The 13,473-nt window shown below is 48.7% G+C and carries 11 protein-coding genes; 9 read left to right on the forward strand and 2 right to left on the reverse strand.

Annotated features, from left to right (window positions below):
* The first annotated feature begins 192 nt into the window (after positions 1–192).
* The 7 genes from G547_RS0111805 to G547_RS0111835 all read left to right on the forward strand — a co-directional run bounded on the left by G547_RS0111805 (position 193) and on the right by G547_RS0111835 (position 7,853).
* Positions 193–1,989 (forward strand): ATP-dependent nuclease, encoded by a 1,797-nt coding sequence (locus tag G547_RS0111805; protein WP_027330036.1) that lies wholly within the window; start codon positions 193–195, stop codon positions 1,987–1,989.
* Complete coding sequence (locus G547_RS0111810) at positions 1,989–3,716, forward strand: ATP-dependent helicase (protein ID WP_036188279.1); 1,728 nt, start codon at positions 1,989–1,991, stop codon at positions 3,714–3,716. Before G547_RS0111805 ends, G547_RS0111810 begins: the two co-directional genes overlap by 1 nt.
* Before the next feature lie 182 nt (positions 3,717–3,898).
* Positions 3,899–4,846: a hypothetical protein gene (locus tag G547_RS22725; RefSeq protein ID WP_051235329.1), complete on the forward strand. Its 948-nt coding sequence runs from the start codon at positions 3,899–3,901 to the stop codon at positions 4,844–4,846.
* Between the two features lie 540 nt (positions 4,847–5,386).
* Entirely contained in the window at positions 5,387–5,689 is a 303-nt protein-coding gene (locus G547_RS0111820) for a hypothetical protein (RefSeq protein ID WP_027330038.1), read from the forward strand.
* Positions 5,690–5,937: 248 nt separating this feature from the next.
* Positions 5,938–6,339, forward strand: a complete 402-nt coding sequence (locus tag G547_RS0111825; protein WP_157209852.1) for a hypothetical protein — start codon at positions 5,938–5,940, stop codon at positions 6,337–6,339.
* 412 nt (positions 6,340–6,751) lie between these two features.
* The gene (locus tag G547_RS0111830; protein WP_027330040.1) at positions 6,752–7,453 is read left to right on the forward strand and encodes a hypothetical protein; all 702 of its coding nucleotides are present in this window, start codon (positions 6,752–6,754) and stop codon (positions 7,451–7,453) included.
* Between the two features lie 76 nt (positions 7,454–7,529).
* Positions 7,530–7,853, forward strand: a complete 324-nt coding sequence (locus G547_RS0111835; RefSeq protein ID WP_157209853.1) for a hypothetical protein — start codon at positions 7,530–7,532, stop codon at positions 7,851–7,853.
* Positions 7,854–8,203: 350 nt separating this feature from the next.
* On the opposite strand, the gene G547_RS0111840 is transcribed toward G547_RS0111835, so the two are convergent.
* Together G547_RS0111840 and G547_RS23395 are read right to left on the reverse strand one after the other, a co-directional pair.
* Positions 8,204–8,710 (reverse strand): hypothetical protein, encoded by a 507-nt coding sequence (locus G547_RS0111840; RefSeq protein ID WP_027330042.1) that lies wholly within the window; start codon positions 8,708–8,710, stop codon positions 8,204–8,206.
* Between the two features lie 250 nt (positions 8,711–8,960).
* Complete coding sequence (locus G547_RS23395) at positions 8,961–9,131, reverse strand: DUF6795 domain-containing protein (RefSeq protein WP_157209854.1); 171 nt, start codon at positions 9,129–9,131, stop codon at positions 8,961–8,963.
* Between the two features lie 151 nt (positions 9,132–9,282).
* On the opposite strand from G547_RS23395, the gene G547_RS22730 reads away from it, so the two are divergent.
* Both G547_RS22730 and G547_RS21200 read left to right on the forward strand, forming a co-directional pair.
* A complete protein-coding gene (locus G547_RS22730; protein ID WP_051235331.1) occupies positions 9,283–11,145 on the forward strand; it encodes a metallophosphoesterase in 1,863 nt (620 codons plus the stop codon).
* 318 nt (positions 11,146–11,463) lie between these two features.
* On the forward strand, positions 11,464–13,413 hold the full coding sequence (locus G547_RS21200) for an RICIN domain-containing protein (RefSeq protein WP_084645944.1): 1,950 nt from the start codon (positions 11,464–11,466) through the stop codon (positions 13,411–13,413).
* The last annotated feature ends 60 nt before the right edge of the window (positions 13,414–13,473 follow it).

Genomic DNA, 13,473 nt, shown 5'->3' on the forward strand with positions numbered 1-13,473 from the left:
CTTCTGTACTCTCCAGCTGTTTAACAATCTAGACGGTGATAAATATTTTCCTTAGCCACGTTCAAAATACAAGATAGTCTTCTGGATTGGGAACTATTCGGCGCCGCGCGAACGCCCGTTTTCGACCCATAGCGGACTTTTGATTTCAGAAGAACGATTAACCTTTCTACATAAATTCGGTAGGATTTTACTTTGTATCTAAAAAAACTAGTAATCTCAAACTTCAGAAAGATCAAAGAAGCTGAGTTTGAGTTCGCTCCGGGCCTAAATATTATTGTTGGCGCGAATAATATTGGCAAGACAGCAGTAGTAGATTCTCTTAGATCGTTATTGGCAGGACATGAAGAAGCATACTCACGATTTAGTATGGATGATATTCATAGGCCTATGGATGGCTCTCTTCCATCTGGAGATATAGTTTTTCAGTTTGTATTTTCAGGTTTATCTATTTCTGATGAAGCTGATTTCTTGCCAGCACTAGTACCTGTTGATGCTGGTTATTTTGAAGCCCACATTTCAGTAAGTTATAGCTTAATTGATAAAGCCAGTGGCCGTATGCGACCAAAACGCTGGTGCGGCGAACATGAAGAAGTTAGTTTGAATAGCGATATGTTAGAAAATCTTAGAGGTGTGTATTTACAGCCTCTGAGGGACGCATCTCAGGGATTAAAGCCTGGTCGTAATAGTCAATTGGCTAGGCTGTTACGATTGCTCGGAGAAAACGATAAAGCAGGTAAGGAAAATGTTGAGAAGACTCTCGAAAAGTTTGATCAGGATTTAAAAAAATCTTCTCCAATTGAGGCAACTCAAACTGCGATTGTGAGCAGGCATGAAACAATGCTCGGTAAAAAACTGGCTCAATTGCTAGCTCTTGGAATTAGTGGAACTGACTTTAATCGACTATCAGCAAGAATTACATTGCAAGCAGATACTTTTGATATCGATCAGAATGGTCTCGGCTTTAACAACTTGGTTTATATGGCTGTGGTTCTTAGTGAAATGGCTAGAGATCCCACAGTAGTGTATCGTGGGCTTATTGTAGAGGAGCCTGAGGCGCATCTACACCCGCAGCTTCAAGCAGTTTTGCTGGAATATCTTCAGAGCATAAAGTCAGAAAATAGTGATAGTTCTGTGCAGGTATTTGTTACCAGCCACTCCCCAAATTTTGCGAGTATCGCTAGCCTAGATTCTATTGTGTGTTTAACTGAATCCAAAGGCGACGTTAAGACTTTTCATCCCCGTGAAGTTAGGTTTGATTTAAAGAATAACGACCATTTAAAAAAACGTCAAAAATTAGAACGATATCTTGACGTGACACGTGCCGAGTTCTTTTTCGCTCGCAGAGTAGTCTTTGTAGAGGGTGCCGCAGAGCTAATATTAATAAGTGTTCTAGCGAAGAGGCTTGGACCAGAATTCGATCTTCGAAAGCAAGGTATCAGCCTCATCAGTGTAGAAGGCTTAAACTTTGATTCATTTTTGCCTCTATTTGGGGAGAGCGCATTAAAAGTTCCTGTTTCAGTAATAACCGATGCTGACCCGCCTCACATAAAGAATGATCTAGAAGATATTGAAAAGCAACCGGTATATCCCGGCCTGGGTGACGACATTGCAGTTTCCGATAATACTACTGCCATGAAAAAGTATGAAGATAAATTGGTTAAGGTTTTTCACGGGGTAAAAACCTTTGAGTATGATTTGGCTTTGCATGAAGACAATAGAAGTGTAATGATTTCTGCGTTAGAGGAGCTGCACCCTAATATTAGCAAATCCTTAAACAAGGAAGTTGATATAGCCATCACAGAAACGGACAAAGCAAAGACTCTTTTTTGTGGCATGTTTGACCGAGGAAAGGGTAAAGCAAACGTACAGAAAGGGCGGTATGCGCAAGTGTTGGCGCAGACTATAGAGGATAATAATTCAAAAATTACAGTCCCTGAGTACATAGAGAAAGCTCTAAGGCACGTTTGTGCATTTGAAGGAGATGTCTAGTGGTTAAATTATCTATTCAGCAGCAATGTATTGTTGATTATCCATTAGATCCAATGTGCGTTATGGCTTGTGCAGGGAGTGGTAAAACGAGAACAGCCGTAGAGAGGCTTGCAAAGATAAGAGGAGAGTTGGGGGATTCTAGATCGCATGTCGCTTTGTTATCTTTCTCAAACATTGCAGTGAATACGTTTGAAAGAATATATTCTGAAAAACAAGGACCACATATCAATAATCGAGTAACTATAGATACGTTCGATAGTTTTATTACGAGTAATATTCTAAGGCCGCATGCATATCGTACAATGGGATGTGACCGAGTACCATTTCTTCTGAATGGGTCGGAGCCCTTCCTTCAAAACAAACAGTTGAAATATTGGTATGAGCCAACATCTACATCTAAAAGGCCTGTAGAGGGAGTAGGTATAAATGATATTGTGGTCAGAATTAACGATAAAGGATTTGATTTTCGCTATAGATTCGGGAAAAAGGAGTATTTAACCAATAATGGACTTGAAGTGACCAAAAGTTTAGGCCGATTCGGAGCATACACTCATGAGTTAGGTAAGTTTTGGGCATTGTTAACGTTGGCTTGTCAACCTGAGATACTAAGAGTTTTAGCTAATCGGTATCCTCATATAATTGTTGATGAGGCGCAAGATGTTGGTGAGCTTCATCAAGCGATTCTTGAGCTGTTGATTGAGCAAGGTGTCAAGGTCACATTGATTGGAGATCCCAATCAATCCATTTATGAGTTCGCAGGTGCCGCTGGTGAGTTTATGGTCTCATTTAACGGCAATCCTGACATAAAAAGCTTCGATTTGTCGACAAATTATCGTTCTATTCCAGAGATATTGCGGGTGGCAAACGCGGTATCTGGAAGAAGCGATAAATCAGATATAATATCTGATAATAGTTGCCACGGTGCGTACTACAAGGTTTATGATCCCAAGCAGATTAGACAGTTAGTGAAGTTTTTCGAAGGCAGGGTTGGGCAATCAGATTTGTCTGTCACTGATTCTGCTGTTCTATGTAGGGGGAACGCTGGTGTTGAAAAAATACATATGGATTCAGAGTGTGTAGGACAAGGAAGAATAAAATTACTTGCCTTGGCAGCCATCCACAGGGGTAAATCCGAATATCAAAAAGCGTTTAAATTACTTGTAATTTGTATAGTTTCATTATTAGACGACGCACCTGACGACTTGGGCCCTATGCTTCTCAACTCCAGCAGATATCCTGAGGTGAGAGGTATGTGTCAGGATCTCTGGTTGTTTTTGAGATCAATAAATGATGGCTTACCTTCTGCCTTTCTAGAGGGGAGTACTACTTGGCACCCCTTGGTTAAAGAAAGGTTGATCCGGCTGCTAGATACTATAGAAGAGAAATATGGGTATTCTAAAACAAGTAATATAGGAAACAAGTTATCTAGAAAAAGACTAACAGAAGAACCCCTAATGTTGGATCCAGAGTTGGCTTTAGGTGAAAATCTTACTATACGAGTAGATACCGTGCATCAGGCAAAAGGGGAAAGTCTAGATTCCGTCCTTTACATTGCAAATAAGTCTCATATCGATAAGTTGCTAAATGGGGTGGGCACGGAAGTTGGTCGTATTGGATATGTGGCGGTAACCAGAGCAAAAAAACTTTTTGTGTTAGGTGTTCCGAAGAGTGCAGCTAAAGAGTTGGTGCCCAAGCTGCATGAGATAGGTTTGAAAGAATTGAAATGATATCGATCTGACGTAGCCAAGTAGGTTTTAACAATCCAATTAAGCCACTTATTTCAACGCTAAAACTTTTCGTTCACAGTAGGCGGGGCTTTTTCCCCAAGTGCGAATGTCCGCTTCTGGCCGGGCGCTGACGTTATAATCTAATATATGACAACACCAGAATCCAGCATAAAGGATGAGCAATGAATTCGGATCAATATACTCTTTTAGAGGAAATTTTGGCGGCCACGACGTCCCAATCTGACGCTGTCAACGCACAAAAATTCAGGGCGAAGAACCACGTATATCTGAATGACCTGGACGAGTTGGAACAACAGCATTACATTGAAAACACAGAAGGTCGCTACCGCGTTAAGATCCGTACATTATCGAAACTTGATAAACCAGGCTCCAAAGCCAACCATATCATTTTCTTATGTGAGCTCTTATTCAAAGTTTTACGCGGATTATATCTTGAACATGCAGGGGACAAAATCACACTGAATTCTTTAGCAAAGGAAGCTGATATTTCACGAAGTGATGTCAATAGAGCATTTCCCTATTTGTCCCAAGGCGGGATCCTAGGAGGTTGGACTAGCAATTTTGAAGACAACGAGGCTTTTGCAACGCCTAGCGAACAGATTCTAAGATACAACTCTTTTCAGGAGGTTGTTCACCGCTACGACAGGGTGAGTAGTTCATTCTGTTTGCCCGTTGAATCTCAGAGCTCAATTCCATCACGTGATCCATTCGACGGACATGACTACATCAGTCAGATTAGAATTTCAGAAATTGAAATGCTAAAAAGTGATGACTTTGATTTTGGTCGTCTAATTCAAATTTGCAAGGAAATCAATAGCAACGCCCATTACCGAAATTATTTAGCTTTGGGAGCATTAATCAGAATACTGTTGGATCATGTACCTCCGGTTTTCGGTTTCAAGACATTCAAAGAAGTTTCTGCAAGTTATCAATCTGGAAAGTCCATCAAGGCATCGCTTAAAAACTTGGAAAATAGCAGCAGAAATATTTCAGATGGTCTTCTTCATCAAAGGATTCGAAAGAAAGAAACATTACCAACTCTAAATCAAGTTAATTTTGCGCCTGATATTGATGTTTTGCTTTCTGAAATCGTTCTTATAACACAATAAGGATCGAGATTTTCCTTACGTCCGCTTCTGGCCGAATGCGGACGGCTGGTATGTATTGACGAATCTTGTATATACTGTGCGGAATCTCACAGAAGGTTTAAAAATTTCCAGTGTGATGAAGGCTAATCCGTCTTGCTATTCTTGAGATGGCGCGACTCACTGTATTCGCTCACCAGAACACCATCAACTAGCACATCTCGATAGCGCCAAGAAGATCACGCCGCCGTCCCATAGCCTTAACCTTGGATGCTTAACCTTTAGCCCGGATCTTCGTACCATTCAGATCAATATTTTTCAGACCAGAAGCATATTCCACCCGTGTTGAAAAATGCGAAACTAACTAGATTCCATTGACTGATGCACGCAATCAGAGCAATTCATTATTGCCGTTCATGTCATCAAGAGGGTAGCATTACCGCTGCCAACGCTAATACGCCAAATGCCAAACTCTAACGGGCACTTCTACTATGCCGAGCCGTCGGAGAAAGGCAAAAAACGCCGAAAAGAGCTCGCTAAACAGTTGTACGAGATTGGGTTAAGATGATGAAAAAGAAAGATGTTCTTTCACCGCTGCTGTACTGTCTGGCGCTAACGGCAGTCGCTAGCATTCAAATTTATCTGCTTGTTATTTTCTTTGACTATATATCCGCAGGCCTTGGCGTCGGGGTATTTGCCGTTTATGGCTATTTATTGACTCTTATACTCGCATCTTTGGTGTGGCTCGTATCCTTCTGGCGCAAACGAAACCTATTAGCGGCGGCAGTGTACTGCGTGGCTGCTCTCGCCATCACTCCCGTTCTGATAACCCAGCCGGTATGGTGGTCTGCGCCACCCCTGCAATGATAGGCAGTGCTGGGCCCAAACATGGCGGATTTCTACACCGCCAAGATATTTACCCAGCAATTGCGGCTGTAGACCGTCGGAATTCTGGCGAGGATTGAATAATGGCTGCCGTTTACCGTAACCCCTGGCTTTTGCTAGCAACGTTAGTCTCACTCGTCGCTTGCAGCCAAGCTTCACCGGAGCCGTCCAGTGACAGTAACTCCGCATCTCAACTTGTGGCAAAAAGGCTTGCCTCATCGGTGTCAGACTTGAAGTCGGAGATAGAACGCTGCGACAACATTGAGGAAGACAAAGGCGCCATCGCTTTTGATTCGGCCATTCTGGAAGGTTCACCCAGGGAACAGTTGCTTATAGGCATCGGGCACCTTCACTTTCACAATCGATTTGAGTGCGAGAAGCAAGCTCGCCGGGCGGTGGCGTTCGATATCGGGACCATGCAAGCACTAGGCAGTTCGGATGTATCACCCGAGGAGCTGCAATCCGTGAACCGGTCACTGATTTACCCCTCGAAACAACAGTTGGAGTATGAGCTTCGATATCTTGAGCTCCCTAGCGACTTGAGGTCCGATCTGGAGGCCACCGTGGGTCAAGAGCCGTTTCTGTTAATGGAGACTCTGAAAGCGAACGACCTTACTGAGCGGGGCTCATAGTATGCAAGCTGATACGGACCAGTCCCGTGGACGCCACTGGCTTGTACACGGCTTTCACTCTGGATGCGGCTTTGTACCTTGGCCGCTCATGATGCGTCAACCATACGGTGATTGTTAAGTGCATCACAGTTTCACGGAGCCGATGTCTGCTAAAGTTTAGGCCAGAAAAATTGCCTCTACCCAAACATGGAGTGTCAACGTGAGCGCCCTTCCCGATCAAAATCAGACAATGAACGTCCGCCATCAAGGCCTAGAAGGCCGGTACGGTCTCAAGCTACCCGATTGATTTAGCGATGTGAAATTTACGGTAGAGCGGCTTCATTCAATACCCCAAGACACCCTAGGAACGGCCTGAGCGCCACCTCGTTCCAACACCTTGACGATGTTACGAACTAAAAACTAAGGATACAGGATGAAGAGCTTTTCAGAGTACGCCTATGAAAAAATGATTGACCTGTTCAACAATCACTCTCACGAAGTAGGAAGTCAGCTTAAGAAAAGAGAGCCAGTTAAGTATGAGGATTACGAGTCCACAGACTGTATAACTTATTCACTCAATGTAATCAGCTATGCTTTTAAGAAAATAGGTGAAGAAGAGGCGGCTCGTCAGGTATGGAGAATCGGCGCCAAGGGTACCGATCTGGCAAAATACTTGGTTAACTCCCATAACTGGAAAGGCGTTTATATCAATCCCGATGCCAAACACCCTGTTGACTCTGACCCAGAACATACTTACACAAGCCATATCGCCACACAAAACTGCAAGTACTACCAAATTCCCTTGGAGTATATCGTTCAGAACTACTCAGTCACCCCAAAAAAACACTCCGCATTTCAACAACTTAACGAAAGCTCCCCTGTCACCACATTAAACGAACTAGATATAGCAAGCCTGGAACAGGTATCGTTTGGCTTTGGTATATCGAGAGGCGGTATGCATACGTGGGTTTACGCTAAAGGAAAGGTTTACGAGGTTCATTGGGATAAAGTTGGCTCGGAACTGTACGAAGCCACATCCCTACGTGCCTTCCCTTGGATTAGCGGCGCAATATTCATTCCTTCCGATCAGTCATCCTATCTGACAACATCGTCTAAACTAAAGTGCGGGTCGTAATATGTTTCGGTATATAGCCCTTATATGTTTCTCTGCGATCGTCGGTTGCGCAACCATTGGCAATAAAAACACAGTTGTGTTTGATTACAACGATTTCGGGCCTCAGGTCATTGCCCACGAAGTCATCGGAATGGAATGGTGGCAATGGCAGCCCCACGGCGACTCAAGACCCAAGGACTACGACGTTAAGGTCGTCGTCTACCGCAACGTGACACTGGAAGACGTCAAAGCGCAGTTCCCTGTTGTTCCTGAGGAAGAACAGGATTATCGGTATTTGGAGTACGGAACCGCTCTGGAATACCTGAATGATAAAATTTCTGATGACGTATCTAAAAACGTTACGGATCGTCTTAAGGAAACCAGGGAAAGAGTCGTGAATACGCTAGGCTATAAATATTGACACACTTCACGGAGAGCAGGACTCAATCGAGCTCTGGCGCAAACGAGACCTATTGGCAGCGGCAGTGTACTGGGTGGCTATTCCTCAGCCGAATGAGTTGGAGGAAATAAAGGATCTTTACCCGGAAAATAGAACATACCTACCGCGTTCAGCCGTGTGCAAAGGCAATACGCTTATCGTATCTTACTGGTCGGGCGGTAACTGCAAGGAGTGTGAGGCGTTTGTGGTGCACTATGGGCATGTCAGGAAGCTTAAGCAACAAGCCCCATGAGGGCTAACCCACCAGCAGCGCCAAAGTGCAGCGCATGCTCCGCTGGAGGGCACCCGGCAATTCGACAATGGCCTACCCGTTACGATGCCAGCAAAGCGGCCTCAGCACCGTCTGCCCGGTTCTGGCGAGCCGGTGGGGGATACCGTATCGGCCGCTGACTGTTGGGCTCCAGCTGCTCGGCGAACTCGTCACAGGCGTTCAGGTACAGGGCGCCGACGCGTCCACGGATAGCCTGAGTGAACGTCTGGAACCGCTCGTAGGGGATGACCAGCTCCACTTCCGGTCTAGCCTCCCAGAAAGCGGCCGACCGATCCGTCTCGATCAAGCACCAATGCAGCTGACATTCGGCCTTGCGGGCCACCCGGTAGCCACCACCTTGGGCCTCCTCAAGCACTTCTCCCACCCGGACAGGGGGTAGGCTGCCACGCTCCTGGTGGTACCCGATGACGTTCTTCAGGGCCTGGTGCAAGCGATCAACATGAGTGTCGACCAAATGGCCAAGTGGTTTGCCTGAGCGGTCTTTCTGTTCAATGCCCGGCCTTGCGTGCGACTGGCTAAACAGCCTAAGAGCGATAATAAGGTGCATACTTCTAACTTCTTAAGTTAACGGCGTGGAGCGAAAAGTGGGGCATGATCCGGGATTTTGACGCCTCTGTCCAGCCTGGGCCCTTGGCACCGCCCACCGGTAGCTGGTCGCTACGCGCCGTTTACGTCGGACGCCAACTGGGACGGAGCTAATGCTGAAGTGATTTGTCATCCCTCCCAGGAACACCGGGTTTGTAAAAGCCCATAATCTCCGTAAGTTTTCAGCGGATCATTCAGCTCACAACACAGCTTCATAGGCTGACCTTGTAGCCCTTCCCGTCTGTCTGGGTACGCTGTTCGTGTTGCTCTTTCCACTCCCAGCGCCGAATGACTGTCGCATTCTTCAAGGGTTCGCCGTCATGTGTCAAATGCGCCTTGACCTCTGAGAATACGCAGGTCTTTCCGGGGTTAAAAAATGACATGGCGAACATCTCCTGTGACAAAAGACTCGGTAAAAAGAATATGGCCTGAAGCAGAGGGCTGATCCAGTGCCATAACTGCTGAGCGCGCGCTAGACACTGTCATAATTCCTTCGCTACACTTCCAGACGACCATACCCGCAAAGGACCGATCATGCGCTTCCCCCTGTTACTCGTCGCCGCCACCGCGCTTGCGGCTTGCTCCCAGACACATCACTCGCACTCCGATCACGAGCATCACGCTTCAGCCGCCGCGTCGTTTGGCTCACAGGGGCCGGTCACGCCCTGGACCCATCTGAATTTCGTCAATGATCCGGAAGCCTTTCAGTTCGCCATTGTGACCGACCGCACCGGAGGCATGCGCCCCGGCGTCTTCTCCGAGGCGGTGGACAAGCTCAACCTGCTACAGCCGGAGTTTGTGGTCAGCGTTGGCGACTTGATCGAGGGCTACACCGAGGACCGGGCGCAGCTCGCCAGCGAATGGAACGATTTTGACGCCATGGTGCAACGCCTGGATATGCCGTTTTTTTATCTGGCCGGCAACCACGACTACACCAACAACGTCATGGCGGAGGTCTGGGAGGAGCGCTACGGCGAGAGCTACTATCACTTTACCTACCGCGATACCCTGTTCGTGATGCTCAACTCCAATGACGGGGGCGAGACGCACACCTTCTCCAAGGGGCAAGTGGACTGGCTGGCAAAGACGCTGAAAGACAACCCCGAGCCGCGCTGGACGCTGATTTTCACCCACTCCCCGCTGTGGGACCGGGAAAACAAGGACCGCTGGGGCGAAATTGAGGCGCTGCTGGAGGACCGCCAATACACAGTGTTTGCCGGGCACCATCACCGCTACGTGAAGGACCAGCGCCACGGGCGCAAGTACTTTACCCTGGCCACCACCGGGGGCGTCAGCAGCATGCGCGGCAGCCGCTTTGGTGAGTTTGATCATGTGGTGTGGGTCACCATGAGTGACGACGGCCCCATTATCGCCAACTTGATGCTGGACGGTATCTGGGATGAGGACGTCCGCACAGCCGAGATGCGCGACCGCCAAAACAATATGATCGACCGTGGGCGACTCTCCGCTCCGGCTTTATTGCATCGCGGTGACTTTACCAGCGGCACCGCTGAGCTGCGCTTAACCAACGACGCCGACATTCCCTATACCCTGACGGCTCACCTGAGCGCCCGGGCCGGTTTCACCTTTACGGGGGAATCCCACCGAACGCTTACCGTGCCGCCCAACGAGGTGCGCACTCTTCCCATTGAGGTGGCCAGCCTTGAGCCACGTTCGGGCGACCACAACGCCATTGATGTGGAGTGGGAACTGGAGTATCAACAGGGCGACTCGCCCATCCACTACGAGGGCAGCCGCACCCTGGCGGTCAGCCGCGAGTACCCGATCAAGTCCCTCGACAATATCGAGCTGGACGGGCGTTTGACCGAGTGGCAGACGGGCGCGTTTTTTACCGCCGCCGACAATCAATACCTCCAGGCAGAAAATTGGAGCGGCCTGAGCGACGCGGACTTTTCCTGGTCCGTGGCCGAGGGCGATGACTATGTTGTATTGGCACTCAAGGTAACCGATGACAACATCGTCCGCAGCGAGAGCCAGGATGTCTGGGCCGGAGACACCATGCTGATCACCCTGGACGCACGGCCCAGTACCCGGCGCCGACTCAAGAGCACCTATAACAATCGCGTACCGGGCGAGCGCTTTATGGTATTGCAACCGCCCGCTCAGGGGTTGGACGGCGACCTAAAAGGCAACCCCAAGGTCCCCGACGCCATACAGCAGGTCGTTCATTTAACCGATACGGGCTATACGGCTGAAATCGCCATCCCCCACGAACTGCTGAACGAAGACCACGGCAGCCAATGGGACGGTTTGCGCTTGAATGTACTGTTGCGCGATGTCGATCCGAACGAGCCCGGAATGGTCGGGCGAGAGTGGCTCCCCTCCTGGGATTACGAGGGTTCAATCGGGGGAGCGGGGAGTTTTTACCGGGAGTAGAAGCCCCTATGACTTAGGGCTTTCTGAGGCGATCAGGCAAGCCCCACCGAAATAGAATAGTCCATGGCTGTGGCCCTTTGTCTATTTACTCCACACCGACGCGAGCACAGACTGACCTCGAAGTTCTTTTAACTTCATATAGATAGCCCACCGTTCAAGTACATGGGTGTTATGGAGAGGAAAGTGGTCATGAAGCAGCTGGTCGCCCGACGAGCTATGACTCGCTTCAATATCCATCGACGCGTGCCTTGCTGTCGCATAGCCACTGTACTTCGCCACCGACGGGGGCTCACTCACCCTTAATCGGAGATAATAATTATGACTCCATCTATATATAAACGCCACAAATGGCTAACGCGATTGAAGTCTACTCTATCGCTAGCGCTTCTTTCCACATTACTGACTTTTTCTTCTTTTTCCTTTGCGCAAACCCTGGCCGACGGGACTTACACGATCACATCCCGCTTCAGCGGCAAGGTTATTGATGTTGCAGGCTCAAGCACGGACGATGGCGCCAATATCCAGCTGTACAGTGACTGGGGCGGCGACAACCAGAAGTGGAACGTAACCAACCTGGGCAACGGCTACTACTCCATCCGCGCGGTACACAGCGGCAAGTCGATGGATGTTTTTGAGTGGTGCGAAGAGCCAGGCTGCGAGATCCGCCAGTGGGAGTACCTGGGCGGCAACAACCAGCAGTGGGACATCGTCGACGTTGGCTCTGGCTACTACAAGATCGTGTCGCGCTACAACGGTCTGCCGTTGGACGTGTGGGAACTGAACACAGGAGACGGCGCTGACCTGCGGCAATGGAGTGACACCGGCGGCAATAACCAGCAATGGTCCTTCACGCCCGTCGGCGGCGGCAGTACCGGGGGAGGCGAAACCATTTTCAACGACACGTGGTGGAAAGACAACTCTAATAACCCCATCTTCTCCCAGGGTGGCGGCGTGTTGAAAGTTGGCGACACCTACTACTGGTATGGAGTTGAGTACACAGGCGCACAGCTTTACTACGATAACCCAGGGGCCGGCAAACGAAACAATGATGTCGCTTTTGCTTCAGTCAATACATACTCATCACAAGACCTTGTTAATTGGGAGCTCGAAGCAAAAGACGTGCTGGCAAATCCCGGCGGTTGGTTTGGGCGCCTGGGTGTTGCCTACAACGACAATACCAACAAGTATGTTCTGGTCTCTCAGACTTGGAACCCCACAGATGGCAATGCCATGTACTTCGCCACCAGTGACTCACCGGCGGGCGGCTTCGAGTTCAGTAACATTCAGAACAATCTTGCAGGGGTCGTTAATGGTGCCACAGGTGATCAAACCATCTTCATCGACGACGATGGCAAGGCTTATGTGGTTGCTTCAAGTCTTAATGGTCGATCCAATCGTTACATCATACCGCTGAGAGAGTCTGACTACTTGAGAGTAGAGGACCCCATCTATGTGTATGGGGGCAACGGTCGCGAAGGCAACACAATGTTCAAACACGAGGGAACTTACTACTTCTGTTCATCCGACCTTCACGGTTGGAATACGTCGCAGACATACTGCGTGAGTTCACAGAGCATTTATGGCCCGTGGAGCAGCGAGTTCGTGATGGAGGGGTCAGAAAAAGACTACAGTCATGTCACTCAGGCAGGCTTCTTTATCAAGGTGAACGGCACTGAGAAGACCACGATTATCTATGCAGGTGATCGCTGGGCCGACTTCGCTGGCAATGGCATTGGCTATAACCAATGGGTACCCATCAGCTTTAACGGCACAGAGCCTTACTTCAACTCGTTAAGCGCCTGGACCTTGAACGCCACCACCGGCAATTGGTCTGTCGCGCCGGAAAACAACTATGTGCTCAACCCATCCTTTGAGGCCGACCGCATTAAAGTGGATGAACCCAGAGGTTGGTATGCATCGAACGCCTGGCCCAGCGACCAAGTGGAAGGTCACACCGGTAAATGGTCATGGGATATCAGCGGTTCAGGTTGGATGTATCACAATGTCGACTCATTGCCCAACGGTACCTGTGATCTTTCCGTTTGGGTTTCGCAGAGCAGTGGTGGCGAACTGTACGTGAAAAATCATGGCGGTAGTGAGATGAGCACAAACATCCCATCGAGCAGTGGCTGGACTCGCGTAACACTCCAGAACATTCAGGTCACGGCAGGTACGGCTGAAATAGGCGTGCGGGCCAATGGAGCGAGCCTCAGAGTTGACGACTTCACCATGATCTTGAGCGGACACGATTTTCCGTACTATCAGTAGTATGTTTGTTCATTACTGTTGATTAGATTCAGCAGTAATGCGGTAGGTGAAGTGAAGGGG

The organism is Marinimicrobium agarilyticum DSM 16975 (genome assembly GCF_000423345.1).
Lineage (GTDB): Bacteria > Pseudomonadota > Gammaproteobacteria > Pseudomonadales > Cellvibrionaceae > Marinimicrobium > Marinimicrobium agarilyticum.